Raw genomic sequence first — 25127 nt, 5'->3', positions numbered from 1 at the left:
TGGCTCATGCGGAACGAAAGGGCAACGGTGTCGATCTCTCCCGAACTGCGCGAGGCCGCGAAGATCTCCAGGGCCTGGCCCTATGAGGAAGCGCGCAAGCTCCTGAAGCGCTATCCGGACGGGCCCCCGGCGGGCAAGGCGATCGTCTTCGAGACGGGCTACGGGCCGTCGGGCCTGCCGCATCTCGGCACCTTCCAGGAGGTGGCGCGCACGCTGATGGTCCGCCACGCGCTCGCCGAGATGGTCGACTGGCCGAGCCGGCTCATCGCCTTTTCCGACGACATGGACGGGATGCGCAAGGTGCCGCCCGGCGTGCCGCACCAGGACATGATGCACGCGCATCTCGACCAGCCGCTCAGCCGCGTGCCCGACCCCTATGGCTGCGGCCACCGGAGCTTTGCCGACCACAACAACAACCTGCTGCGGCAATTCCTCGACCGGTTCGGCTTCGACTATGAGTTCCTCGCCTCCTCGGACTGCTATGGCGAGGGCCGGTTCGACGAGACGCTGAAGCAAGTGCTGCGCCGCTACGACGCGATCCTCGACGTCATGCTGCCGACCCTGCGCGAGGAGCGCCGCAAGACCTATTCGCCGGTGCTGCCGATCAGCCCGCGGAGCGGCAAGGTGCTGCAGGTGCCGGTCAAGGTGCTGGACGCGGAGACCGGCATGGTCGCCTTCGAAGACGAGGGGACGCGCGTCGAGCAGTCGATCCTCTCCGGCGGCGCCAAGCTGCAGTGGAAGGTGGACTGGGCGATGCGCTGGGTCGCGCTCGGCGTCGATTACGAAATGTCGGGCAAGGATCTGATCGATTCGGTGATCCAGAGCTCGAAGATCACCCGCGTGCTCGGCGCCCGCCCGCCCGAGGGCTTCAACTACGAGCTCTTCCTCGACGAGAATGGCGAGAAAATCTCCAAGACGAAGGGCAATGGCGTCACCATCGACGAGTGGCTGACCTATGCGCCCGAGGAGAGCCTCTCCTTCTACATCTACCGCGAGCCGAGGAAGGCGAAGCAACTGAGCTTCGGCATCATCCCGAAGGCGGTCGACGAATATGACCAGTTCCTGGCCGCCTGGCCGGGCCAGGAATGGGACAAAAGGACGGGCAATCCGGTCCACCACGTCCATGCCGGCGATCCGCCGCCGGCGCGGATGCCGATCAGCTTCGCCCTGCTGCTGAACCTCGTCGCGGTCGCCTCGACGGACGACAAGGACCTGCTCTGGGGCTTCGTGAAGCGCTATGCGCCGGATACCTCGCCCGAAACGCATCCGGAGCTGGACCGGCGGCTGGACTATGCGCTCGCCTACTTCCGCGACTTCATCGCCAATTCGCTCCACCATCGCGCGCCGACCGAGGCGGAGGCGACGGCCCTGCGCGACCTCGACGCGCGGCTGGCAGCCCTCCCGGAGGATGCGGGCGCCGAGGCGATCCAGAACGAGGTCTACGAGGTCGGCAAGGCGCATTACGGCAAGGAGGCACTGCGCGACTTCTTCCGCGTGCTCTACGAGACCTTGCTCGGCACCAGCCAGGGCCCGCGCATGGGCAGCTTCTTCGCGCTTTACGGGATCGGCAACGGCCGCAAGCTGATCGCCGAGGCGCTGGGCCGCGCCGGCTGATCAGCGGCGCGGGCGCGGCAGGATCCGGTTCTGCCGGAGCGTCCGGACGGTGTCGTCCGACAGGAAGCCGTTGAACTGATAATAAGGCGGGGTCTCGGTCTCGCGCAGATGCATGAAGCCGCGCATCCCCGGATGCAGGGTGGGGCGGAACAGGCCGCCGCAACTGTTGGGCAGCTCCTGCGGGAAAGCGATCTCCTGGCCGGGCGTGAAATCGCCCTTGTAGACGGCGGTCACGCGCATCCGGATCGGCCGGCGCCAGTCGGGCACCTCGACGACCACGAGCTCGACGAGCGAGGTGGCGGCGTGATAGGTGGCGATTGCCTGGCGGGCCAGGAAGCGCCGGTGCTCCGCCATACGCTGCCGAAGCGCGCGCCGCTCGGCCGCGTTTGCCGGCGGCGGCTCTTCCGGGGCGATGGCAACGACGCAGGCGGCCACAGGCTGCGGCAGCAGTGCAGCGCCTGCCGCCAGGGCGATGGCGAGCATCCTCATGCGCGCCATTCTACGTCCTTTCATCGGCCGGGCCTAGCGCGCCGGCAGCAGGCCCGCGCGGCGGAGCATCGCCACATGGGCGGGCGCGACGAAGCCCTGGAAGGTGATGCGATCGCCCGGATGATGGATCATTATGATACCGCGCGCGCCGGCGGGAACGTCGCCGGCGCCGCACATCGATCCCGGCACGCCTGTGACCGCAAACCGCGCGCCGGCGCGATAATTGCCCTTGTAAACGCGGAGCACGCGCATCCGCCCGGGACGGGGATAGGATGAGCCGGTCTCCGCCACCACTTCAAGCACCGCATGCGCGCGGCGGAAGCCCTCGCGCACGCCGCGTTCCTGCTCTGCCCGGCTCGGCGGCCGGTAGTTCGGGATCGGCGAACAGGCCGAAGCGGCGGCAGGGATGGCAAGGGGCGCCAGCGCCAGGCCGGCGAGAATGGCGAGCTTTCTCATGCGCCAATGATACACTATCACATCTCCGATGCCAATCGGCTTATCAGCGGCCGAGATGCTCCTGCTTTCCGACGGCATAGGCTTCGCGTGCAAAGCCTTTCACGCGCGCCACTTCATCCGGCGCATCCAGGCGGAAGGCGTGAAGGTGGTTGCGGGGCGAGAAGCTCTCCACGCGGGTAAAGACGGGATCCTCGACGCGGCGGGCGAGAATGAGATGGCCGAGCACCCAGTCGCGTCTGACGGTGAGCTGGGCGAAGGACATGCGCACCTGGAAGGCGATCCGGGTCTTCTCGGGCAGGACGGTGACCGGGCCGAAGCCTTCCAGCATCGCCAGGAAGGCGTCGTAGATCGCGCGGACGTTCGACGACTTGCCCGCGAAATGCGCGGCGAGATCGTGCCGGCCGCAGGCATGGCTCTGGTTGCGGTTGGCGAAGCCGCGGCCGCAAGCCGGGCAGGTCCACAATTCGGACCGGGCGTTCAGCGCTGCAGCTCGACGCCGTTGCGGCGGAGGATGCGGATCGCGTCGGCACTGAGCAGACCCGGGAATTCCTCCGGCTCCGAAGCGCCGACATACATCCAGCCCCGCATACCGGCGGTCATGAAATTGCCCGGGCTGCAGGAATCCCTGTTGCCGCGCATCCGGTAGAGACGGCCGACTGCGACATCGCCCTTGTGGACGCGCACCACCCGGGCGGTCCCGGGCGTCTCGAAGGTTGCGTCGGTCAGCACCTCGATCTCGACCAGGCCGGCAGCGGCGCGATAGTCGCCCAGCACGAACGCCTCGATCTGGGCGTCGGTAAAGGGGGGTGGCCGACTGCAGGCTGTGGCGGGCGACGCCGCGACCAGAGCCGCGATCAGCGCGAAGGCGAGGAGGGGCGCTCGCATGACCCGAGACTAGGTCATGCGTGCCCGGCCGTAAAGCTTGTCACCCCCGCTGCCGTTCGGCGATCCAGTCCCTGATCTTGCGCTCGAGCACCGGCATGGGCAGCGAGCCGGTCATCAATACCTGGGCGTGGAAGTCGCGCAGGTCGAAGCGGCGGCCGAGGGCCCGCTCGGCCTCGGCGCGAAGGCGCAGGATCGTCAGCTGGCCGACCTTGTAGGCCAGCGCCTGGCCGGGGATGGCGATGTAGCGCTCGACCTCCGCGACCACCTCGGTGCGGCTCATGCCGCTATTGTCGAGCATGTACTGGATCGCCTGGTCGCGGGTCCAGTTCCTGGCGTGGATGCCGCTGTCGACGACGAGGCGCATCGCGCGCAGCATCTCGTCGTTGAGGCCGCCGAAGCGCTGATAGGGGTCGGTTTCCATGCCGAGCTCGTCCCAGAGTGTCTCCGCATAAAGCGCCCAGCCTTCGACGAAGGCGGTGTTGCCGCCGAAGCGCATGAAAGCGGGGAGCGCCTCGTTCTCCGCGGCGAGCATGATCTGGAAGTGATGGCCGGGCGAACCCTCGTGCAGGTAGAGCGTCTCCATGCCCGAGGTCCGCCGCGAGGGCAGGTCATAGGCATTGTAGTAGAAGATGCCGGGCCGGCTGCCGTCGGGCGTGCCGTCCTGGTAGGAGCCGCCCGCCTCGGTGCGCTCGCGGAAGGCCTCGACCTCGCGGATCTCGAGGCGGCTGCGCGGGATGGTGGAGAAATATTCGCGGATGCGCGCGTCGACCCGCCGGCCGATCTCGTAATAGCGCTCGCGCATCCATTCGCGGCTCTGCGGCTCGAAGCGGCGGTCGGTGCGGATAAATTCGAAGAACTGGGCCAGCGTGCCGCTGAAATTGGTCTGCCGGCGGATCGCGTCCATCTCGCCGCGGATGCGGGCGACCTCGCTGAGGCCGAGATTGTGGACCTCGTCCGCGCTCATCGGCAGCGTCGTGTTCTTCTCGATGAGGCGGGCGTAGAGCTGCGCGCCGCCCTGCATGGAGGAGAGGCCGACGCCGTCGCGGGCGCGGGGCAAATATTCGTCGTTGAGGAAGGCCCGGAGGCGCCGGTAGGCCGGGAAGACCTGGTCGCGGATCACCGCCAGCAATTCGGCGCGCAGCCGCGCGCGGTCCGCCTCCGGCACGCCTTCGGGGAAGTTCTGCGCGGGGCCGAAGAATGGCGAGGCCTCGGGGGCGTCGCGCAGCTGCGTGTCGAGCTGGTCGATCACGTTGCGGATGGTGAGCTTGGTCTCGACCACGCCGGAGGCGAGGCCCTGGCGGAAGCGGCCGATCGCCCGGTCGATCAGCACCGCATATTGCCGGTGGCGCGAGACGTTGTTGTTGTAATCCTGGACGTTGCGGAACGGCGCCGCGCTACGCCCGGAGGCGAGCACCGGGTAGAAGGTGTGGAAGCCAGAGAAATGGTTGAGCGGTCGGACCGCGGTCAGCGCCAGCATCTGCGGCTGGACGTCGGCCAGGTCCTCGCGGCGCTGATATTCGAACACGTCATAAGCGAGCCGGTCGGTCGCGTTGAGCCGGTTGCGGTCGATCCGGTGCAGGGCCGCGAGCTCCTGCTCGGCGGCCTCGCGCTCGGCCGCATAATAAGCGTCGCTCATATAGTCGCCGAGCCGATCGGCGTAGCGGAAGTCGCCGCGGAACAGGGCGCTGATCGGGTTGCGGCGGAGATTGGCCTCGTCGCTCTCGTGGAACAGCTGCCTGAGGCGCGCGCCGGCCTCGTTCCTGGCGGGCGCGGCGGCGGCCGGGGCGGCGGTGTTCTGGGCGGCGGCGGGAACCGCGGCGGCGGACAGGAGGGTAGCGGCGAGCAGAAGGGCTTTGAGGGTCATATGCGCGGGTTCCGAGGGAGGCTGGACTGTGTTGCCACCCTAAGACGCCGGACCGCCCGCTGGCAAGCGCTCAATAGACGGGCGTCTCCGTATAGGCCCAGGGCCGCTCCCGGTACCATTTGGTGATGATATATTTGGTGCCCGCGGTGACCGGGCAGCCCTGGTGCATGGCATAGGTGTTCGGCTGGCCGATCCCGTCCATATTGTTCCAGCAGAGCAGATTGCCGCGCCGCGGGGTCACCTTGGCCGCGCAATTGGTGAAATTGGTCTCGCCGCCGCCCTCGACGTCGTTGAGGAAGACCATCGCCGTCCAGGTGCGCTGGCCGCCCGAGCGCATCATGTCCTCCCAATAGGCCTCGCCCTTGTGAAAGAAGTCGTAATGCGGCTTGAACTGCTGCCCGACCTCGTAACGCTGGCCCTGGATGGTCTCGCCATGGGTCGAATCGATGCCCATCAGGCCGGTGATCTTGCCCTCGACCCTTTTCACCGTCTCGTTCTCGGGGTCGACGTTGCAGCTGTGGCTGGTGCGGAACTCCTGGTCGCCATTGTAGGAGAGGAGCTGCGAGGGCGAATTGTCGGCGTCGATCAGTGCGATCAGCTCGCGGCAGTCCCGCTCGTCGAGGAAGTCGCGGACGATGTAGATGTCGAGCAGATTGTTGCAGGGGATCCGGAACGCCTTGGGATTCACCTGCAGGCGCGCATTCACATAGGCGCCGAGGGTGATCCGGTAATCGATGTCGTTGGTCGCTCTGCCGGGCTGCGTTGCCATCTTTAAGCCTTCACTCCAGGGTCCGTCCGCGGACCATCACGAAATCCACATGTTCGAGACGGGTGACGTCGGTCAAGGGGTCGCCCTCGACCGCGATCAGGTCGGCGGACAGGCCGGGCGCGATCCGGCCGATCTCATTCTCCAGGCCGAGCAGGCGGGCCGCCCCGGTCGTCGCGGAGGCGATCGCCTCGGCCGGGCTCATCCCGCCATAACGCACGAGCTGGGCGAATTCCTCGCCGTTGCGGCCGTGCGGATAGACGGCGGCGTCGGTGCCGAACACCACCGGCACGCCCGCCGCCCGCGCAAGCCGCACGGCCTCGCCCAGATGCTCCAGCGCCTCGCGTGCCTTGACCGCGACCGTGGGCGTAAAGGCATTGCGGGCGAGGCCCTCGCGGACGCCGGTGAAGGCCATCAGGGTCGGCACCAGGGCGGTGCCGTTCTCGCGCATCGCGCGGATCGCGGCGGCATCGGCGAAGGTGCCGTGCTCGATCGAATCGACGCCGGCCCGGGCCGCCGCCTCGATGCCGCGGGCGCCATGGGCATGGGCGGCGACCTTGAGGCCGAGGCTGTGCGCGGTGACGACGATGGCGCGCATCTCCTCGGGCGTGAAATGCGCCTCGAGCCCGGCGCCCTGCTGCGAGAGGACGCCGCCGGTGGCGGTGAACTTGATCACCTGCGCGCCTTCGCGCGCCTTGCGGCGGACGAGCGCGGCGCATTCGACCGGGCCCGTGCAGGTATTGTTCGCGGAGAGCGCCTCGATCACGTCGGGGCGGAAGCCGGAGACGTCGCCATGGCCGCCGATGATCGAGATTGCGGGGCCGGACGCGACGATGCGCGGACCCGGAAAGAGGCCCTCGCGCGTGCCCCGCGACAAAGCGAAGCCGACCTGCGGGCCGGAGCCGAGGTCGCGCACCGTGGTGAAGCCGGCGCGCAGGGTAGTGATCGCGTTGCGGACGCCCATCACCACGGCATAGTCGTCCGAGTCGACCGCCTCGTCGCGATAGTCGCCGCCCGGATTGCCGGAGAGATGGACGTGCATGTCGATCAGGCCCGGCAGCACTGTCTTCGAGCGGAGATCGATGAGGCGCGCGCCCTGCGGCGCCGGGTTGAGGCCGGGCGCAATGCCCTGGATGCGGCCGTCGACGACGGTGATCGTCGAGGGGCCGAGCGCGGGCCGCGCCGGATCGGCGATCACGCGGCCGGCATGGATGACGATGGTCTCCGCCGCGGCAGGACCGGCGACGAGGAGCAGGAGCAGGGCGAGCAGGCGGGCGAGCATCGGCGAATCCCCCGAGAAAGCGGGCGAATTCATGCGACAGGGGGCGGAGCCCTGACAAGCGAAAAGCCCGGAGCGGCTGGGCCGATCCGGGCTTCCCGTTCCCTCGCGTGGGACGTCTCTGCCTTCAGACTGCGCGAAGCGGTCCTTACCAGAAGAAGTCGTAGATCACGTCGATGACCTCGCCGGTGTAAACGTCGACGAGAAGGACGTCGTTATAGTAGCGCACCCACTGCGTGCCGTAGGGCGCCGCCGGCAGGCGATACTGCCAGGGATCGGCGATCCAGTAACGCTGGCTGTAGAACAGCGAGTCGAGGAACAGGCCGATCGAGAAGCGGCGGTAGCTCCAGTTCCGGTAGGGCGAATAATAAGGCCGCAGGTGGAAGATGTGCCGGTTGCGGCTCCGCCAGCCGCTCCAATTGTAGCGATTGTCGTTGCGCCAGCCGCGGTTCCAGTCGTTGCGCCAATTGCGCCGGCCGTCGCGGTCGCCCCGCCAGTCGCGGCGGTCGTTCCGGTCATTGCGCCAGTCGCCCCGCCGGCCGTCGCGGTCGCCGCGGCGGCCCTCGGCCTGGTTGCGGCGCTCGAGGTCGCGATAATGCTGCAGGCGGGGATCGTTCGGATTGCCCTGCCAGGCCTGCGGATAGACGCTCGGCTGCTGGCGCCGGGTGCGGCGCTCGCCGTCGCCGCCGCCACCGCCGCGGTTCCAGCCGCCACGGTCGCCGCGATCGCCGCGGGCCCCGCGGTTGCTGTCATTGTTGCCGCCGCGGTTCCAGTTGCCGCGATTGCCGCCGTCGCCGCGCGGGCTCTGGGCGACCTGAGGGTTGGGCCGCGGGCGGGGTGCCTCCTGCTGCTGCGGCTGGCTGGGCTGCGACTCGGTGGCCCGCTCGGAACGCGGCGCCCGCTGGCTCTCACCGCCATTGTTGCTGCCCGACCAGCTGCGCTCGCCGCGGCTGCCGCCGCGATTGCCCCGCTGGGCTTCGGCCGCCACCGACGTCATCGCGGTCGCGGCCAGAATGATACCAATCAATGCCTTGCGCATCGAATTCGACTCCTTCGCTCCCCGGCGGCCATGCGCCGCCCGTTCATAAGACGGCTTGTGCCGATTCGCGGATGAGCGGTTGCTGAACCGGAACGTCAGAAAGCGGACAGAAACTCAACGTCTTGGCTGGCGCGGCTGGGGGCGGAGCGCGGGGACTTCGCGGGCCGCATCGGCCGGCGCGACGCGGGGCGGCGGCGCGCCCGCGGCCTGCTCCCGCCCGGTCTTGATGCGGATCGCGCGACGGATCGATTCCCTGAGGCGGGGATAGATGCCGCAGCGGCAGAGATTGGCAATCGCCGCGTCGATCTGCTCGTCGGTCGGGCTGTCGTTGCGGTCGATCAAAGCGGCGGCGGCCATGATCACGCCGGGAATGCAATAGCCGCACTGCACGACCATGTCGGCGATGAAGGCCTGCTGGACCGGGTGCGAGCGGTCGCCCGACAGGCCCTCGATCGTGGTGACGAAGCTGCCCTCCAGCGCCGAGATCGGCACCCGGCAGGAGCGCACCGCATTGCCGTCGACATGGACGATGCAGGCGCCGCAATGGCCGGTGCCGCAGCCATATTTGGTCCCGGTGAGGTTGGAAGCGTCGCGCAGCGCCCAGAGCAGGGGCGTCTCCGGGTCCATCCGGTAGTGGACGGGCTGTCCGTTCACGGTAAAGCTGCTCATCGCCAGGAGATAGACGGGGAAGGGCGGCGATGGGAAGCGACCGACTGAGCGTTGGGATCGACGGCGGCGTCGCCCATGTGGAGCTGGCCCGGCCCGACAAGTTCAACGCGATGGACCGGGACATGTTCGCCGCGATCGGCGACGCCTTCCGCGCGCTCGGCCGCGACCCGGCGGTGCGGGCGATCCTGCTCAGCGGCCAGGGCAGGCATTTCACCGCCGGGCTCGACCTCGAATATGCGGCCTCGCAATTCAGGCCGGCCACGGATGCGGGCCGGGCGGCGGAGGCGAAGCTCCGCCACATCGAATGGCTGCAGGACAGCTTCACCGCGGTCGAGCAGGCGCGGCCGCCGGTGATCGCCGCCGTGCATGGCGGCTGCATCGGCGCCGGCGTCGACCTGGTCTCGGCCTGCGACATCCGCCTCGCCAGCGCCGACGCCTTCTTCCAGATCGCCGAGGTGGACGTGGCGATCACCGCTGATCTCGGCACGCTGCAGCGGCTCGGCTATCTGATCCCGCAGGGCCTGCTGCGCGAGCTGACCTATACCGGGCGGCGGGTGAACGCCGAGGAGGCGGTGCGGATCGGCCTCGCCAATCGGATCGAGGCGGACCGCGACGCAGTCGTCGCCGCCGGGCTCGCGCTGGCGCGGACGATCGCCGCCAAGTCGCCGCTCGCGGTCGCCGGCGCCAAGAAGAACCTCAACCACAGCCGCGGCCGGCCGGTCGAGGAGGGGCTGCGCGACGTCGCCTTGTGGAACGCAGCGGCGCTGGCGACCGCGGACCTGGGCGAGGCGGTCCGCGCGCGGCTGGGCAGGACCGAGGCCAGCTTCCCGCCGCTCGACGACTGACCCCTTCGACCAAAGTGTTCCGTCACGCGACCGGGCGGGAAAAGATGCGCTTGTTCCCAAAGCCTTGATCGGCCAGTGTCCGCGGCCATGACCGAACAGCCGCTCAAGAACCTGACCGACAGCGAGGACGAGGACGCGAAGGTCGCCGACCTGATGTCGCCCGCGCTCGGGGTGTTCAACCCGGACATGACCGTCGCCGACACGGTCGAGGAGCTGCGCGAGCTCACCCGCTCGGCGATGATCACCTATTGCTACGTCACCGAGGAGGACGGCAGGCTGGTCGGCGTCGTGGTGATGCGCGACATGCTGCTCGCGACGCCGGAGACGCGGCTGGACGCGATCATGCTCAAGGAGCCTTATTATTTCACCGAGGACATGGAGCTGGACGAGGCGCTGAAGGCGGCGGTCGGCCGGCACTATCCCGTCTATCCGGTCTGCGACTCCGGCGGTCACCTCAAGGGCCTGATCCGCGGCGAGGAACTGTTTCGCAACCAGGCGATCGAGATCTCCGCCCAGTCCGGTAAGATGGTCGGTGTCGACAAGGAGGAGCGCTTTGCCACGCCCTTCCTGCGCAGCCTCCGGCTTCGTCATCCCTGGCTGCAGATCAACCTGCTCACCGCCTTCGGCGCGGCCGCGGTCGTCGGCATGTTCGAGAGCACGATCGACCAGCTGGTCGTGCTCGCCGTCTTCCTGCCGGTCATGGCCGGACAGACCGGCAATACCGGCCTCCAGGCCTTGGCGGTCGCGCTGCGCGGCATCACGCTCGGCGAGCTGACGCCGGCCCTTTCCGGGCGGCTGATGGTGAAGGAGACGGCGCTCGGCTTCCTCAATGGCCTGCTCGTCGGGCTCACCGCTGCGCTGGGCATGTTCATCTATGCCTCGACGAAGGGCGAGGCCGAACCGCTGATGCTGAGCTTCACCGTGCTGGTGGCGATGGTCGGGAGCTGCACCATTGCGGGCTTCGCAGGCGCCGTCATCCCGCTCACCCTCAAGCGGCTCGGCGCCGATCCCGCCACCGCCTCGGGCATCTTCCTCACGACCGCCAGCGACATTGCCAGCATGGGCATGTTCCTGACCTTCGCGACCTTGCTCCTGCTCTAGGCGGCTCAGCCGCCGGGCATCTCGAAGCGCAGCGCCACGCTCTCGGCCGAGCGCTCCGCGGGGCCGTGATAGACCGCCTCGACATTGTTGCCGTCCGGATCGAAGGCGAAGGCGGCATAATAGCCCGGATGATAGGGCCGCTCGCCCGGCGCGCCATTGTCCCGGCCGCCCGCGGCCAGCACCGCCGCGTGCCAGGCGTCGACCTGGTCCCGGTCCTTCGCCTGGAAGGCGAAATGGACGGCGGTGGCGGGCTCGCCCTGGTCCACCCAGAGCTCGTCCGCGTAGAAATGGTCCGCCTCCTCGACGATCGGGATGCCGAGCGCCCCGAGGCAGGCGCGGTAGAAGCGTTTCGCTGCGTCCAGGTCGCGCGCATGGAGATGGAGATGGTCGAGCAGGCGGCCGCGATGCAGTTCCATGATGCTTCTCCAGCAGGGCTTTGCCCGCCAACGCCTGCCGGCCGCTCCGGGTCCGCGACGCTTGCCAGACCGGGACGCCCGGTGCAGGTTCGGGGCGAGAAGGGGGAAGGGGATGGGACAGATCCTGAAGAGCGCAATGCCGGCCGCGGCCTGTTTGGCGGCGCTGCTCGCTACGGCGCTTCCCGCCTCTGCGCAGGAGAGCTGGCGGCCGGCCAGCCGCGCCGGGCAGCAGCGGGCGTTCATCGATACGTCCTCGCTCCGGCGCACCGGGGACAAGGTGCGCTTCAGGCGGGAGATCCGCATGGGCGAGACCCGCAGCTTCTCGGACGGCACGCGCTACGACCGGATCGGCTCCTTCATGGAGATGGATTGCCGGGCGAGGACGCTGCAGACGCTGGAGGCCTATGCGATGCTCGGGGCAGCGGTCGTCGTCCGCCAGGACGGCGATGGTCAGATCGAGCCGGTGCGGGCCGGCTCCACGGCGGATGCTGACCTGCGCGCGGCCTGCTTCAACGAGTGGCCGGGCTAGGCCCGGGGCGCCGTTCTGGCCCGTGGCCGGCCTTTTCCGCGCATTTCCTTGACTTTTTGCACTGCAGCATCCATATGCCCGCCCAGCGAGGCGTCATGCAGCGTGAACTGGTCCTTCGGGATTTCGGCTCCGCCTCGGTTTTTTTAAGAGCTTCCCTTTTCACGCGGGTCGTTCAGAACCCGCCGCACGTGGTGCGCCCGTCGAGGCTGCCTGCGTGCCGCACATTTGTGAGTTTTCATTCCAATGTCATTCGAATCCCTCGGGCTCTCGCAGCCCCTTCTGCAGGCGCTCGCCGCGAAGAATTACGACACGCCGACGCCGATCCAGCAGCAGGCCATTCCCTCGGTCCTGCAGGGCCGGGACCTGCTCGGCATCGCCCAGACGGGCACCGGCAAGACCGCGGCCTTCATGCTGCCAAGCATCGACCGCCTGGCTGCGGCCAACCGCCGCGCGAGCCCGCGCGCCTGCCGCATGCTGGTGCTGGCGCCGACGCGCGAGCTGGCCGGGCAGATCGCCGACAGCGCCCGCGCCTATGGCGAATATAGCCGCATCCGCGTCGCCACCGTGTTCGGCGGCACCTCGATCAACAAGAACCGCCAGGACGTGGCGCGCGGCGTCGACGTGCTGGTCGCGACCCCGGGCCGGCTGCTCGACCTGGTCGAGCAGGGCCATCTGACCCTGCGCGAGGTCGAGATCCTCGTCCTCGACGAGGCGGACCAGATGATGGACCTCGGCTTCATCCACGATCTCAAGAAGATCGTCCGGCTGCTGCCCGCGAAGCGGCAGACCCTGTTCTTCTCGGCGACCATGCCGAAGGCGATCCAGCAGCTCGCCGCCCAGTTCATCAACGATCCGAACCCGGTGCAGGTCTCGGTCGCGCCGCAATCGACGACGGCGGAGCGCGTCGAGCAATATGTCACCTTCGTGCAGCAGCAGGAGAAGCAGGCTTTGCTCACCATGATGCTGCGCTGGGGCTTCGGGCCGCGCGGCAACATGGACCGGGTGCTGATCTTCACCCGCACCAAGCATGGCGCGGACCGGGTGGTGAAACTGCTCGCCGGCAACGGCATCGCCGCGAACGCGATCCACGGCAACAAGAGCCAGCCGCAGCGCGAGCGGGCGCTGGCTCTGTTCAAGCAGGGCGAGGTCCGCATCCTCGTCGCCACCGACATCGCCGCGCGCGGCATCGACGTCTCGGGCGTGTCGCACGTGATCAATTTCGAGCTGCCGAACGTGGCGGAGCAATATGTCCACCGGATCGGGCGGACGGCGCGGGCCGGCAATGACGGCATCGCCATCGCCTTCTGCGCCGAGGACGAGCGGCCCTATCTGCGCGACATCGAGAAATTGACCCGGCAGAAGATCGCGGTCGAGCCGCTGCCGCAGGGTTTCGTCGCCGAGGCCCAGCGGATCAAGGCGACGCGGACCACGCCGGCCCGTGAGGAGCACCAGCCGCGGCACGAGCAGCGCCGCTTCCAGCCCCGCCCCAAGGGCGAGCGCGGCAAGCATGCGCACAAGGTGAAGCCGATGGGCGGCTCCCGGCGCCGCGCGAGTCGTTAGGACTTTGGCGCTGAAGCTTGCTTTCAGAGGGAGGTGCTGCTAGGGGCACCGGCCTGCGCCGCGGGCCCTGCCTGCGGCGAATCCGTTTTCACGACTTTTTACGACGCACTTAAAAAGAAAGAGTGGCGAGCCTTTTATGCAAATCATCGTTCGCGATAACAATGTCGACCAGGCGCTGCGGGCGCTCAAGAAGAAGCTGCAGCGTGAGGGCGTCTATCGCGAGATGAAGCTCCGCCGTCATTACGAGAAGCCGTCGGAGAAGCGCGCCCGCGAGCGGGCCGCCGCGATCCGGCGCGCGCGCAAGCTCGAGCGCAAGCGGGCGGAGCGCGACGGCGTCCGCTAAGGGCCGCCCGCTTCCAAGCTTGGCTTCATGACCGGGCGGCGATAATCAATCGCCGCCCGTTCTCGTTTTGGGGCACATCTCGCCGGGGAGCCCGCCATGTCCGCTGTCACCGCTGTCCCGCTTCGCCCGCTCGCCAAAGGCAGCGTGCTCAAATTGTGGATCGCGCTGGCCCTGCTCGTCGCTCTCGCCGCGGGCCTCGCCTGGTGGGGGACGCGCGGCATGCAGCTCACGACGCTCGACTCAGGCGTGACGGTCAGGGCCGTCCGCCAGGGCACCGGCCCGGCGATCACGCCGGCGGACGTGGTCGCGATGCGCTTCGTGATCCGGGTGAACGACCCCGAGGCGACGCCGTTCCGGGATTCCGGCCGGGAGCCGTTCGTGGGCACCGTCCAGGATCTTCCGGCCGGCTTTGCCGAGGGTGTCCAGCAGATGCGCGCCCGCGGCCATTATATCGTATCGGTGCCGGCGCGCGTGGTCGCGGCGGGTCAGCCGATCCCGCCGCAGGCCGGATTCTCCGAGAACGACACCTTGCTGTTCGAGACCCAGGTGCTGCAGGTCGATCCGGGCCAGGCCTCCGCTTACCAGATGGGCCGCATCCGGCAGATGATGCAGCAGCAGCAAATGATGCAGCAGCAGCAGGGCGCAACGCCGCCGTCAGGCGGGCCCGGCGCGCCTCCGTCCGGCGCCCCGGCGCCCGGTGCGACGCCGCCCGCGGGCGGCCGCTGAGCCTCAGCCCTCGGCGCGCCGGCGCCGCCAGAAGCGCCGTTTATTCGGCGGGGCCGCCGCCGCGGCCGCGGCCATGGCGGCGACCGCTGCCGCCGCTTCCTCACGCTCCCGCGCCGCCTCCGCTTCCGCCTCGGCCTGGTCGTCGTCCGACTTCTGCTCCAGCGCGGTCTTGATCATTGCCACCAGCGGGTCGGCGAGCATCAGCCCGATCAGCCCGAACAGGGCGCCGGCGAGCAGCTGCGCGCCCAGCACGAGCGCGGGCGCCATGTCGACCGTCTTCTTGGCGACATAGGGCACGATCAGATAGCCATCGACGGTCTGCACCACGAAATAGACGCCGATCGCCCAGAGGCCCGCGTCGACGCTGACCGAGAAACCGGCGAGGATGATCAGCACGCCCGAGATGATCGCGCCGATATTGGGGAGGAAGGCGAGCAGGCCGGTGAGGATGCCGAGCAGGGCCGCCATCGGCACGCCGCCGAGCCAGAGCAAAAGCCAGGTGCCGACGCCCTCCACCGCCATGCCGATCAGGCGGCCGGCCATCAGCCGGCGCATGACATGGCCCATCCGCTCGGCAGTGCGGAAGAAGCGGTCGCGGCTGTCGCTCGGCAGCATCCAGGCGACGCCGCGCTGGTAGAGCCTGGGCTCGGCAGCGATGAAGATGCCGATGACGAGGATCATCACCGCGCTGGTCACCGCGCCGAGCGCGCTCGACACCGCCGAGCCGAGCCGGCCGAGCGAGCCCATCACCTGGCTGCCGATCTGCTGCAGGTCGATGCCGCCCTCGAACAGGTGCATGGAGTTCGCCCAGGCGAGGATGCGGTTGGCCTGCAGGGTCACCGCCTCGCGCAGCCGCTCGGCCTGGCCGACAAGCTCCGTCCCCGCATAATAGAAGGTCCAGACGATGAAGCCGATCGCCGCAATGGTGACGATGGCGAGGCGCCAGCCGCGGCCGATCGGCAGCACCCGGCCGAGCAGGCGGGTGCCGCCGTCCAGCATCGCCGCCAGCACGATGCCGGCGAAGATCAGGAGCAGCGGCTCGGCGAGCACGATCACGCCGAGGATGAGGAGCACGACGCCGGCCCAGACCATGGCCTTCTTCAGCTCCTTGCGGACGATCGGATCGCGAAACTCGATCGGGCCGGCCTGGTCGAGCTCGACGGGATCGCCTTCCTGGACGCCCGGTGGAGTGATGGTCATGGTCTTGGCGCCCCCTGGTTCCGGTTCTGATTCTGCCCCTGGTCCTGCCCTGCAGTCTGCGGCGCGCTCGACGGGTGCAGCGAGGTGCCGGCGCGGCCGCCGCGCAGGGCGGTGAACCAGCTGACCGGGTTCCAGTAGGAGGAGCTGCCGTCAAGCGAGAAGGTGATGAACTCGGCGCGGCCGCCGATATTCTCCCAGGGCACCGCGCCGCCCAGGCCGCTGCGGTCCTCGGAGACCCGGCTGTCGGCGCTGTCGTCGCGATTGTCGCCCATCAGGAAGACATGGCCCGCGGGCACGCGGTAGAGCGGGAAATCGTCCGCGGTCGTGTAGCCGCCGTCGATCGTGTCATAGGCGCGCAGCTCGCTGCCGTCGGGAATATACTCGCGGAAGACCGGCAGGCGGCAATACCAGCGGCCGCCCGTGCCACGGAACAGGAAGCGGCGGCCCTCGGAGCCTTCGGGCTCGTCGATCCCGCAGGGGACGTTGGCGTCGACCGGGATCATCGTCGGCGGCCGCTCCTCGCGGCGCAGCGGCCGGCCGTTGAGGAAGACCTGGCCGGCGATCAGCTGGATGGTGTCGCCGGGCAGGCCGATCACGCGCTTGATATAGTCCGAGCTGCTGTTGCGCGGGGTGACGATGACGATGTCGCCCCGCCGCGGCATCGCCCCCCAGATCCGGCCCTCCCAGTGCGGGAAGATGTGGAAGCTCGGCGAGACCCAGGACCAGCCATAGGGGAATTTGCTGACCACCAGCCGGTCGCCCTTGAGCAGCCCGGGCATCATCGATTCCGACGGGATGTAGAAGGGCTTGGCCACGCAGGAGTGAAACAGAAGCACGGCAAGAAGCAGCCACAGGATCGCCTTGAGGTCGTCCCACCAGGTGTTGTCGCGCTTCTTTTTCTTCCTGCCCTGCGCGGGCTCGGGGTCCGCAGGCGTCGCCTCGCCTTCAGGGCCGGGCTCGGTCCCGGCAAGCGACGGCTCGCCTCCCGGGGGGACGGCGGGGGCGGCGTCCGGGGCGGCGTGGAGATCGGCGGCCGCGGAGGGATCGGTGCCCGCCGCGGGCGAAGGCACGCCCTCGGCGCCCCCGGCAGGGGTTTCGGCCGCGCGCTGGCGGTCGTCGTCGGTCAAATCCCAGGCTCCTCGGGCATCGCCTCGATGATCACGACGGCCATGGCGAAGGGATGGTCGTCGGTCATCGTCAAATGTATCCGCGCCGCGTGGCCCGGCGGGACCAAGGCGTCAAGCCTCTCCTTCGCCCCACCCGTCAGGACGAGGGTCGGCGCGCCCGACGGCAGGTTCGAGACGCCGATATCCTTCATGTAGACGCCGCGCCTGAAGCCGGTGCCGACCGCCTTGGAATAGGCCTCCTTCGCGGCGAAGCGTTTGGCATAGGTGCCGGCGCGGGTGAACGGGCGCTTCTCGGCGCGCGCGCGCTCGGTGTCGGTGAAGACGCGGTTGAGGAAGCGCTCGCCGAACCGGTCGAGCGAGTGCTGGATCCGCTCGATATTGCAGAGGTCGGAGCCGATGCCGATAATCGTCATTGCAGTACCGACATCATGAGTCCGGCTATCCACGCCACTATTGGGGCAGCCGCCAGAAGTACGATTGCGAATGGCATGCGCCGTTCCGACAGAGCTACCGCAACGCAAATGACGAGCCCGCCCAGTGCCATTGCGGGCAGTGCTTCGTAGAGAAAGATTGGCTTCAATGTCCGGGCAAGCTCAGGGCTGATCTTGTGAATTGCGCGCGATATTGTCGTCGCGAGCGCCGCCAGCGTCGTCACGATCGCCGCAACGACTGCGGCAAAGACGAAGAGCTTTCGCTTATCCACGCGCCTCGTCCATCAGCGCGCGCATTCGCCTGACGCTCGCATCGAGCCCGCAGAAAATCGCCTCGCCGATCAGGAAATGGCCGATATTGAGCTCGGCGATCTGCGGGATGGCGGCGATCGGCTGGACATTGTCGTAGGTGAGGCCGTGGCCGGCATGGGGCTCGATGCCGTTCTTCACCGCGAGCGCGGCGGCATCGGCAATGCGACGCAGCTCGGCGGCGCGCGCCTCGCCCTCGGCATGGGCGTAGCGGCCGGTGTGGAATTCGACGACCGGGGCGCCGAGCAGCATCGCCGCCTCGATCTGGCGCGGGTCGGGCTCGATGAACAGGGAGACGCGGATGCCGGCATCGGCGAGGCGCGAGATCAAAGGCTGCAGGTGATTATGCTGGCCGAAGGCGTCGAGCCCGCCCTCGGTGGTCACCTCCTCGCGCCGCTCCGGGACGATGCAGGCGGCGTGCGGGCGATGGCGCAGGGCGAGCGCCACCATCTCCTCGGTCGCCGCCATCTCCATGTTGAGCGGCAGCGCGATCGCGCCGATCAGATGGGCGATATCCTCGTCGATGATGTGCCGCCGGTCCTCGCGCAGATGGGCCGTGATGCCGTCGGCGCCGGCCTCCTGCGCCACGAGGGCAGCGCGGATCGGGTCCGGATAGGCGCCGCCGCGCGCGTTCCTGATCGTCGCGACATGGTCGATATTGACGCCGAGGCGGAGATGGCCGGTCATGCGCGCCGCCCCGCCAGCGGGCCGAGCACGGCCCCGGGCTGCCGGTAGGCCTTAAGCTCGATCAGATTGCCGCTCGGATCCTGTACCATCGCCTTCGCCTGCTCGCGCTCGGTCCCACGATGGTCGATATGGGGCGGCTCGACGAAATCGCCCAGCCTGCCGACGAGATCTTCCCATTCACGCCAGGTGAGGGTCGCGCCGAAATGGCGCGAGCGCGGCATCGGATCGAGCACGTCGCCGGGCCGGTGCTGCAAGGTCAGCTGGGCGCCGAACAGGGCGATATCCGCCCACGCTGCCTCGCGCCGCCCCGGAACCGCGCCCAGCGTCTCCGTATAGTAAGCCAGGCTTTCCTCCAGATCGCGTACGGGGAAGGAGAGGTGGAAGATCGGCGCGTCGGTCACGCGAAGACCTTGCGGCTCCCCGGCTTCTCGGCGGGAATGGCGGCGAGCTCCGGCGGCAGCGCGTCGGCTGGATAGGCCGGGAAGTCGACTGTGGCGAGCGCGACCAGCGGCACGCCGAGCTCGGCGCGGCCGCCCGAGCGGTCGATCAGGCAGGCGGCGCCCAATATCTCGCCCGGACAGGAGCGGACCACGGCGAGGCATTCCCTGAGCGACTTGCCGGTCGAGACGATGTCCTCGACGACGAGGACGCGCGCGCCCGCGGGAATCTCGAAGCCGCGGCGCAGCGCGAAGTCGGCGCCCTCGCGCTCGACGAAGATGCCCTTGCAGCCCAAGGCCCGCGCCGTCTCGTAGCCGGGGATGATGCCGCCGATGGCGGGACTGACGACGAGATCGACCTTGCCGAAGCGCGCGGTCACCGCTTCGCCGAGCGCGCGGCAGAGCCGCTCGGCCCGGGGCGGATCCTCGAAGATCCGCATCTTCTGCAGGAAGACGGGCGAGCGCAGCCCCGAGGAAAGGATGAAGTGACCCTCCATGAGCGCGCCTGCGGCGCGGAATTCGGCCAGAACCTCGTCCTCGGTCATGCTGATCTTCTGCTGCTGATGGGCCCCCATCGCATAAGGGAGCGGGGCGGTGCCATCAAGCGTTCAGCCGGTGGCAAGATTGCCGTACGCGACGGGCTTGAGGGACCATGATCCCCTGCCTATAAGGCCGGCGCGGAGCGCCCCCCAGAGGCGCCGAATCCAACCGCTTCCGGGCGGCTCACAGGGGTTTAGATGAAGATTCTTTTCAAGTTTGCCGCCATCGCCACCGCTTTCGGGCTGGCGACCGGCGCATCCGCCCAGGCACCTGCAACGGCCAATGTGGCAGCGCCCGCCCCGACGGCTGCGGCGACGGCCCCCGCCCCGGCTGCGGCGCCAGCGCCGGCCCCCACCGCCGGCAACGAGGCCGCCGCCGCGCCCGCCGCCAATGCCGCGGCTCCCGCTGCCCCGCCGAGCCTCGCGCCGACCCCCGGCCTCGGCCAGCCCGACGGCCGCTGGGGCCTGCAGGAGCAGGTGACGCCGATCGGCCAGGAGGCGGCCTGGTTCCACGACAAGATCCTGATGCCGCTGATCATCGTGATCTCGGCCTTCGTGCTGCTGCTGCTGTTCTGGGTGATCATCCGCTACCGGCGCGGCGCCAATCCGACGCCCTCGCGCAACACCCACAATACGACGCTCGAGGTGATCTGGACTTTGGTGCCGGTGCTGATCCTGGTGGTGATCGCCGTGCCGTCGATCCGGCTGCTCGCCCACCAATATGATCCGCCGCGCGCCGACCTCACGGTCAAGGTGATCGGCAACCAATGGTATTGGGATTACGAATATCCCGACAATGGCGTGACCCTGACCTCGCGCATTCTCCCGGACGCCGACGCCCGGGCGCGCGGCGAACCCCGCCAGCTCGGCGTGGACAATCGCATGGTCGTCCCGGTTGGTGCGGTCGTGAAGCTGATCGTCACCTCGAACGACGTGATCCACGCCTTCGGCGTCCCTGCCTTCTGGACCAAGATCGACGCGGTCCCGGGCCGGCTCAACGAGACCTGGTTCCGCGCCGACCGCGAGGGCGTCTATTACGGCGTCTGCTACGAGCTGTGCGGGGCCCAGCACGGCTATATGCCGATCGCCGTCGAGGTGGTGAGCCGCGAGCGCTTCAACCAGTGGGTGCTCTCGCGCGGCGGCCATCTGGCGGCCCCGGGCGGCGCCGAGGGCAATGCGACGGCCGCCGCCCCCGCGCCGGCCGCTGCCGCAGCCCCGCCGGCCACCGCGACCGCGGCGTCGACCGCACCGACGGGCAATGTCACGGCGGGCGCGGAGGCGCCGGCCACTACTAATCAAAGCGCGACGACCAACCGCTAGGACGGCGAGACAGATATGACCGACACCACCGCAAATGCCGTCCATTTCGAGGCCCAGGCCCATGACGCGCATCATGACGCCGACCACAAGCCGGGCTTTTTCGTCCGCTGGTTCATGTCGACGAACCACAAGGACATCGGCACGCTCTACCTGATCTTCGCGATCGTCGCGGGGATCATCGGCGGCGCGATCTCGGGCCTGATGCGGCTCGAGCTTGCCGAGCCGGGCATCCAGTATCTCGGCCAGTGGGCCAATGCGATCCACGACCTGGTCGGCAGGCCCGCCGCCAATCCCGACGAGGCCCTGCACCTGTGGAACGTGCTGATTTCGGCGCACGGCCTGATCATGGTCTTCTTCATGGTCATGCCGGCGATGATCGGCGGCTTCGGCAACTGGTTCGTGCCGATCATGATCGGGGCGCCGGACATGGCCTTCCCGCGCATGAACAACATCTCCTTCTGGCTGCTGCCGCCCGCCTTCCTGCTGCTGCTCGGCAGCCAGTTCGTGCCGGGCAGCGTCAGCGGCCTCGGCGCCGGCGTCGGCTGGACGGTCTATGCGCCGCTCTCGACCACCTTCTCGCAGGGGCCGGCGGTCGACATGGCGATCTTCGCGCTGCACCTTGCGGGCGCCAGCTCGATCCTGGGCGCGGTCAACTTCATCACGACCATCTTCAACATGCGCGCGCCGGGCATGACCCTGCACAAAATGCCTTTGTTCGTCTGGTCGATCCTGGTCACCGCCTTCCTGCTGCTGCTGGCGCTTCCGGTACTGGCCGGCGCGATCACCATGCTGCTCACCGACCGCAATTTCAGCACGCATTTCTTCGACGCGGCCGGCGGCGGCGATCCCGTCCTCTACCAGCACCTCTTCTGGTTCTTCGGCCATCCCGAGGTCTACATCATGATCCTGCCGGGCTTCGGCATGGTCAGCCAGATCATCGCCACGTTCAGCCGCAAGCCGGTCTTCGGCTATCTCGGCATGGCCTATGCGATGGTCGCGATCGGCGTGATCGGCTTCGTCGTCTGGGCGCACCACATGTTCACCGTCGGTATGGACGTGAACACGAAGATGTACTTCACCGCGGCGACGATGGTGATCGCGGTGCCCACGGGCATCAAGATCTTCTCCTGGATCGCGACCATGTGGGGCGGCTCGCTGACCTTCCAGACGCCGATGCTCTGGGCCTTGGGCTTCATCTTCATGTTCACGGTCGGCGGCGTCACCGGCGTGGTGCTCGCCAATGCGGGCGTCGATACGGTGATGCACGACACCTATTATGTCGTCGCGCACTTCCACTATGTGCTGTCGCTCGGCGCCGTCTTCTCGCTCTTCGCCGGTTTCTATTACTGGTTCGGCAAGATGTGGGGGAAGAACTATAACGAGCTGCTCGGGCAGCTCCATTTCTGGACCTTCTTCATCGGCGTGAACATCCTGTTCTTCCCGATGCACGTGCTCGGCTGGGAGGGCCAGCAGCGCCGTACCCCCGATTATGCGGACGCCTTCGGCCCGACCAACCACCTGGCCTCGATCGGCTATGTGGTGATGGCCGTCGGCATGATCTTCTTCTTCGTGAACGTCTTCTGGTCGCTGTTCGCGGGCCGGAAGGCCGAGGACAATCCCTGGGGCGAGGGCGCGACGACGCTCGAATGGACGCTGTCCAGCCCGCCGCCCTTCCACCAGTTCGAGACCCTGCCCAAGGTCGACTGATCCGCGGCACCGGATCGAAACGAAGCGCCCCGGTGAAAGCCGGGGCGTTTTTCGTTCAGCCGACGTAGCGCATGGCGACGTTGCAGCGGGCGTAGCGGGCGCCGTAGCGGGCCATGATCCCGGCATCATGGACGAAGCCGTTCTTCTCGTAGAGATGGATGGCGGCGGCGCAGTCGCTGTTGGTCAGCAGATAGAGGGTCTCGGCGCCCAGCTCCTGCGCCCGGGCGATCGTCGCCTCGAGCAGGAACTCGCCGGCCTTGAGGCCGCGCGCGGCGGCGCGCACCGCCATCTTGGTGAGCTCGAACACGCCCTCGGCCTCCTTGCGCAGGGCGCAGGTGCCGATCACGCCGAGGCCGGGCGCCTCGACGAACAGGATGGCCCCGCCCGGCTCGACGATCCGCGCGCGCGGCTGCTCGAGCACCTCGCGGTCGGCCGGCTCCATCCGGAACATGGCGGTGACCCATTCCTCATTGATGTCATGGAAGGCGGTGGCGAGGCTGTCCTCGAAGTTCCTGATGACGAGCCCGGCCGGCGCGATCGCCGCGACCCGCGCGTCGAGCGGCCGCTCGGCCAGCGCCGCCTCGATCCCGGCAATCTGCTCGAGCAGGGGCCCGGACAGGCCGTCCAGCATCCCGGTCACCGCCTGGCCGACGCGCGGCCAGACCAGCCGCCGGATCCGCGCCATCGCCATCTCGCCCTCGGGCGTGAGCGAGAGCGTGCGGCGACGCTGGTCGCCGCCGCGCTCCGCGCGGACCAGGCCCAAAGCGACGAGCTGGCCCGCGGCGCGGGTGATTGCGGGCTGGCTGTAGCCCACGGTCTCGACCAGCTCGCCGACCGTCATCGGCCCGCGCTCGAGCGCGGCGAGCAGGGGCGCCTGGGCCGGCTGCAACGGAAGGCCGGCTTCGGCGAGGATCCGGGCCGCACCGGCCTGCATCCGCTCGGCCAGCCGCTTCAGCCGGCTGCCGAGGAAGACGGGGCCGAGCTCGTGCAGGATGTCGGTCGCCATGCGCAATTCCATAGCATGTTATATATCCGGTTATTCCATCCTTGCCCTCCTTGGTCAATAGCGTTGCCACCGGGGTCGCCCCGGCCCTTCCCTCTCGCGCTGCTTCCTCCTATAGGCGCGCAGACTCATGAACACTGTGACGCACAGCCTTCCCGCGGCCATGCCCGCCGACTGGCGGGACTTCCTGGCGCTGACCAAGCCCCGGGTGATGACGCTCGTCGTCTTCACCGGCCTGTGCGGGCTGCTCGTGGCGCCGGTACGGCTGCCGCCGGCCCTGGCCTTTGCCGCCATCCTCTGCATCGCGCTCGGCGCGGGCGCCGCGGCGGCGCTCAACATGTGGTACGAGGCGGACATCGACGCGCAGATGAAGCGGACCGCCTCGCGGCCGCTGCCGGCCGGCCGGATGGACCGCGCGAGCGCACTCCACTTCGGCGTCGGCCTCTCCTTCTTCTCGGTGCTGCTGATGGGGGTGGCCACGAACTGGGTGGCGGCCGGCATCCTCGCCGTCTCCATCCTCTTCTACGTCTTCGTCTACACGATCTGGCTGAAGCGGCGGACGCCGCAGAATATCGTGATCGGCGGCGCCGCCGGCGCCTTCCCGCCGGTGATCGGCTGGGCGGCGGCGACCGGCGACGTGACCCTGCTGCCGGTCCTGCTCTTCTCGCTGATCTTCCTCTGGACGCCGCCGCATTTCTGGGCGCTCTCCCTGTTCGTCCGCACCGATTATGCCAATGCGGGCGTGCCGATGCTGCCGGTGGTGGCGGGGGCGAAGGCGACGCGGGTCCAGATCCTGCTCTACACCGCCCCGATGATCGCCGCCGCCGTGGCCCCCTGGGCCTTGCACCTGACGGGCGCGGTCTACGGTATCGCCGCGATCGCGCTGAGCGCGGTCTTCGCCTTGCTCGCGGTGCAGGTCTCGCTCAATCGCGCGACCGAGCCGAAGGAGATGGGCCCCGAGAAAAGGCTGTTCGCTTTCTCCATCCTCTATCTCTTCGCCATTTTCGGCGCGCTGGTGGCCGACAGGTGGATCGGCCTGTGACCCCGCAGGACGAGGAGGAGGTCCGGCGCCGCCAGAAGAGCCGCGCGGTGGTGATGGCGGTGCTGCTGCTCGCCTTCGCGGCCTTGGTCTATGCGGTCAGCATCGCCAAGATGGGGCTGTACGGCGGATGAGCTGGTACCGGAATCTGAGCCGCAACGCGCGCACCGGCGTTCTCATGTTCGCGATCGTCTTCGGCATGGTCGGCGTCGCCTATGCCAGCGTCCCGCTCTACCGCCTCTTCTGCCAGGTGACCGGCTTCGGCGGCACCCCGCAGGTCGCGGTCGGCGCCGAGGCACCGGGCGCGACGGCGCGCACCATCTCGATCCGCTTCGACGCCAATACGGATGCGCAATTGCCCTGGCGCTTCCGCGCCGAGGAGGTGCACCGCACCATCCCGATCGGCTCGCGGAACATCGCCTTCTACACGGCGCGCAACGATTCGGGCGTGCCGGTGACCGGGCAGGCCAGCTTCAACGTGACGCCGGCGCAGGCCGGGCGCTACTTCACCAAGATCCACTGCTTCTGCTTCGAGGAGCAGACGCTGCAGCCCTTCCAGGAGGTGCGCATGCCGGTGACCTTCTACGTCGACCCGGCGATCCTCAACGATCCGGACGCGCGCAACATCAGCGAGATCACGCTCTCCTACACCTTTTACAAGGTGGACCGGGCGGCAGCGGCGAGATAGAGACCCATGACCGCCGCGCGGGCCCAACCCGCGGGCGAAGGACGTGAACAGGGAACGGA

Annotated in this window: 30 protein-coding genes; 12 read left to right on the top strand and 18 right to left on the bottom strand. The window is 68.6% G+C overall.

Features of this window, described 5'->3' with window-relative positions:
* The first annotated feature begins 6 nt into the window (after positions 1 to 6).
* Complete coding sequence (locus tag VEC11_RS17805; protein WP_464135438.1) at positions 7 to 1614, top strand: lysine--tRNA ligase; 1608 nt, start codon at positions 7 to 9, stop codon at positions 1612 to 1614.
* Here the strand turns inward: VEC11_RS17805 and VEC11_RS17800 are convergent, their stop codons facing one another.
* The 9 genes from VEC11_RS17800 to VEC11_RS17760 all read right to left on the bottom strand — a co-directional run bounded on the left by VEC11_RS17800 (position 1615) and on the right by VEC11_RS17760 (position 9061).
* On the bottom strand, positions 1615 to 2103 hold the full coding sequence (locus VEC11_RS17800) for a hypothetical protein (protein WP_464135435.1): 489 nt from the start codon (positions 2101 to 2103) through the stop codon (positions 1615 to 1617).
* A 33-nt stretch (positions 2104 to 2136) separates the two neighbouring features.
* Positions 2137 to 2559 (bottom strand): hypothetical protein, encoded by a 423-nt coding sequence (locus VEC11_RS17795; protein ID WP_464135432.1) that lies wholly within the window; start codon positions 2557 to 2559, stop codon positions 2137 to 2139.
* A gap of 43 nt (positions 2560 to 2602) precedes the next feature.
* A complete protein-coding gene (locus VEC11_RS17790; RefSeq protein WP_464135429.1) occupies positions 2603 to 3022 on the bottom strand; it encodes a DUF5655 domain-containing protein in 420 nt (139 codons plus the stop codon).
* 14 nt (positions 3023 to 3036) lie between these two features.
* A complete protein-coding gene (locus tag VEC11_RS17785) occupies positions 3037 to 3444 on the bottom strand; it encodes a hypothetical protein (protein WP_464135426.1) in 408 nt (135 codons plus the stop codon).
* Between the two features lie 40 nt (positions 3445 to 3484).
* Complete coding sequence (locus VEC11_RS17780) at positions 3485 to 5308, bottom strand: DUF885 domain-containing protein (RefSeq protein ID WP_464135422.1); 1824 nt, start codon at positions 5306 to 5308, stop codon at positions 3485 to 3487.
* 70 nt (positions 5309 to 5378) lie between these two features.
* Positions 5379 to 6077, bottom strand: a complete 699-nt coding sequence (locus tag VEC11_RS17775) for a prolyl hydroxylase family protein (RefSeq protein WP_464135419.1) — start codon at positions 6075 to 6077, stop codon at positions 5379 to 5381.
* A 10-nt stretch (positions 6078 to 6087) separates the two neighbouring features.
* Positions 6088 to 7356 carry a metal-dependent hydrolase family protein gene (locus tag VEC11_RS17770; RefSeq protein WP_464135417.1) on the bottom strand — a complete coding sequence of 423 codons (1269 nt, stop codon included), beginning with the start codon at positions 7354 to 7356 and terminating at the stop codon, positions 6088 to 6090.
* Positions 7357 to 7501: 145 nt separating this feature from the next.
* Entirely contained in the window at positions 7502 to 8392 is an 891-nt protein-coding gene (locus VEC11_RS17765) for an RcnB family protein (RefSeq protein ID WP_464135414.1), read from the bottom strand.
* Positions 8393 to 8506: 114 nt separating this feature from the next.
* Entirely contained in the window at positions 8507 to 9061 is a 555-nt protein-coding gene (locus tag VEC11_RS17760) for a (2Fe-2S)-binding protein (RefSeq protein ID WP_464135412.1), read from the bottom strand.
* Between the two features lie 29 nt (positions 9062 to 9090).
* Between VEC11_RS17760 and VEC11_RS17755 the strand changes: the two genes are divergently transcribed.
* Entirely contained in the window at positions 9091 to 9906 is an 816-nt protein-coding gene (locus tag VEC11_RS17755) for a crotonase/enoyl-CoA hydratase family protein (RefSeq protein WP_464135410.1), read from the top strand.
* Positions 9907 to 9993: 87 nt separating this feature from the next.
* Complete coding sequence (locus VEC11_RS17750) at positions 9994 to 11007, top strand: magnesium transporter (protein ID WP_464135407.1); 1014 nt, start codon at positions 9994 to 9996, stop codon at positions 11005 to 11007.
* Positions 11008 to 11012: 5 nt separating this feature from the next.
* On the opposite strand, the gene VEC11_RS17745 is transcribed toward VEC11_RS17750, so the two are convergent.
* Positions 11013 to 11423 (bottom strand): VOC family protein, encoded by a 411-nt coding sequence (locus tag VEC11_RS17745; protein ID WP_464135404.1) that lies wholly within the window; start codon positions 11421 to 11423, stop codon positions 11013 to 11015.
* Positions 11424 to 11535: 112 nt separating this feature from the next.
* On the opposite strand from VEC11_RS17745, the gene VEC11_RS17740 reads away from it, so the two are divergent.
* The 4 genes from VEC11_RS17740 to VEC11_RS17725 all read left to right on the top strand — a co-directional run bounded on the left by VEC11_RS17740 (position 11536) and on the right by VEC11_RS17725 (position 14581).
* The gene (locus tag VEC11_RS17740; RefSeq protein WP_464135402.1) at positions 11536 to 11952 is read left to right on the top strand and encodes a surface-adhesin E family protein; all 417 of its coding nucleotides are present in this window, start codon (positions 11536 to 11538) and stop codon (positions 11950 to 11952) included.
* 243 nt (positions 11953 to 12195) lie between these two features.
* Positions 12196 to 13512, top strand: a complete 1317-nt coding sequence (locus tag VEC11_RS17735; RefSeq protein WP_464135400.1) for a DEAD/DEAH box helicase — start codon at positions 12196 to 12198, stop codon at positions 13510 to 13512.
* A 136-nt stretch (positions 13513 to 13648) separates the two neighbouring features.
* Positions 13649 to 13855: a 30S ribosomal protein S21 gene (gene rpsU, locus VEC11_RS17730; RefSeq protein ID WP_010126124.1), complete on the top strand. Its 207-nt coding sequence runs from the start codon at positions 13649 to 13651 to the stop codon at positions 13853 to 13855.
* A 96-nt stretch (positions 13856 to 13951) separates the two neighbouring features.
* Entirely contained in the window at positions 13952 to 14581 is a 630-nt protein-coding gene (locus VEC11_RS17725; RefSeq protein ID WP_464135395.1) for an FKBP-type peptidyl-prolyl cis-trans isomerase, read from the top strand.
* A 3-nt stretch (positions 14582 to 14584) separates the two neighbouring features.
* Here the strand turns inward: VEC11_RS17725 and VEC11_RS17720 are convergent, their stop codons facing one another.
* The 7 genes from VEC11_RS17720 to pyrE are packed head-to-tail and all read right to left on the bottom strand — an operon-like array spanning position 14585 to position 19317.
* Complete coding sequence (locus VEC11_RS17720) at positions 14585 to 15781, bottom strand: AI-2E family transporter (RefSeq protein WP_464135393.1); 1197 nt, start codon at positions 15779 to 15781, stop codon at positions 14585 to 14587.
* Positions 15778 to 16908, bottom strand: coding sequence for a signal peptidase I (gene lepB / locus VEC11_RS17715; RefSeq protein ID WP_464135391.1), 1131 nt, complete (start codon positions 16906 to 16908; stop codon positions 15778 to 15780). Before lepB ends, VEC11_RS17720 begins: the two co-directional genes overlap by 4 nt.
* Positions 16905 to 17321, bottom strand: a complete 417-nt coding sequence (gene acpS / locus VEC11_RS17710) for a holo-ACP synthase (protein WP_464135389.1) — start codon at positions 17319 to 17321, stop codon at positions 16905 to 16907. The genes lepB and acpS overlap by 4 nt, the downstream gene beginning before the upstream one ends.
* The gene (locus tag VEC11_RS17705; protein ID WP_464135386.1) at positions 17318 to 17611 is read right to left on the bottom strand and encodes a hypothetical protein; all 294 of its coding nucleotides are present in this window, start codon (positions 17609 to 17611) and stop codon (positions 17318 to 17320) included. Before VEC11_RS17705 ends, acpS begins: the two co-directional genes overlap by 4 nt.
* The gene (locus VEC11_RS17700; RefSeq protein ID WP_464135384.1) at positions 17604 to 18335 is read right to left on the bottom strand and encodes a pyridoxine 5'-phosphate synthase; all 732 of its coding nucleotides are present in this window, start codon (positions 18333 to 18335) and stop codon (positions 17604 to 17606) included. Before VEC11_RS17700 ends, VEC11_RS17705 begins: the two co-directional genes overlap by 8 nt.
* On the bottom strand, positions 18332 to 18736 hold the full coding sequence (locus VEC11_RS17695) for a VOC family protein (protein WP_464135382.1): 405 nt from the start codon (positions 18734 to 18736) through the stop codon (positions 18332 to 18334). The genes VEC11_RS17700 and VEC11_RS17695 overlap by 4 nt, the downstream gene beginning before the upstream one ends.
* Positions 18733 to 19317, bottom strand: coding sequence for an orotate phosphoribosyltransferase (gene pyrE, locus VEC11_RS17690; RefSeq protein WP_464135578.1), 585 nt, complete (start codon positions 19315 to 19317; stop codon positions 18733 to 18735). Before pyrE ends, VEC11_RS17695 begins: the two co-directional genes overlap by 4 nt.
* Before the next feature lie 192 nt (positions 19318 to 19509).
* Here pyrE and coxB point away from each other — a divergent pair, with 192 nt between their 5' ends.
* Positions 19510 to 20631 (top strand): cytochrome c oxidase subunit II, encoded by a 1122-nt coding sequence (gene coxB / locus VEC11_RS17685; protein ID WP_464135379.1) that lies wholly within the window; start codon positions 19510 to 19512, stop codon positions 20629 to 20631.
* Between the two features lie 15 nt (positions 20632 to 20646).
* Entirely contained in the window at positions 20647 to 22338 is a 1692-nt protein-coding gene (ctaD, locus tag VEC11_RS17680) for a cytochrome c oxidase subunit I (RefSeq protein ID WP_464135377.1), read from the top strand.
* Between the two features lie 55 nt (positions 22339 to 22393).
* Here the strand turns inward: ctaD and VEC11_RS17675 are convergent, their stop codons facing one another.
* Positions 22394 to 23344 (bottom strand): bifunctional helix-turn-helix transcriptional regulator/GNAT family N-acetyltransferase, encoded by a 951-nt coding sequence (locus tag VEC11_RS17675; protein ID WP_464135375.1) that lies wholly within the window; start codon positions 23342 to 23344, stop codon positions 22394 to 22396.
* A 127-nt stretch (positions 23345 to 23471) separates the two neighbouring features.
* On the opposite strand from VEC11_RS17675, the gene VEC11_RS17670 reads away from it, so the two are divergent.
* Genes VEC11_RS17670 through VEC11_RS17660 form a run of 3 tightly spaced genes read left to right on the top strand, consistent with a single transcriptional unit; the run spans position 23472 to position 25068 of the window.
* Positions 23472 to 24383 carry a heme o synthase gene (locus VEC11_RS17670; RefSeq protein WP_464135372.1) on the top strand — a complete coding sequence of 304 codons (912 nt, stop codon included), beginning with the start codon at positions 23472 to 23474 and terminating at the stop codon, positions 24381 to 24383.
* Positions 24380 to 24514 (top strand): hypothetical protein, encoded by a 135-nt coding sequence (locus VEC11_RS17665; protein ID WP_464135369.1) that lies wholly within the window; start codon positions 24380 to 24382, stop codon positions 24512 to 24514. The genes VEC11_RS17670 and VEC11_RS17665 overlap by 4 nt, the downstream gene beginning before the upstream one ends.
* Complete coding sequence (locus VEC11_RS17660; protein ID WP_464135366.1) at positions 24511 to 25068, top strand: cytochrome c oxidase assembly protein; 558 nt, start codon at positions 24511 to 24513, stop codon at positions 25066 to 25068. The genes VEC11_RS17665 and VEC11_RS17660 overlap by 4 nt, the downstream gene beginning before the upstream one ends.
* The last annotated feature ends 59 nt before the right edge of the window (positions 25069 to 25127 follow it).

Origin of the sequence: Allosphingosinicella sp., assembly GCF_035626655.1 — a bacterium.
Classification (GTDB): domain Bacteria; phylum Pseudomonadota; class Alphaproteobacteria; order Sphingomonadales; family Sphingomonadaceae; genus Allosphingosinicella.
Note: the sequence above shows the minus strand (reverse complement) of the source record. Positions and strands in the feature narration are given on the sequence as shown.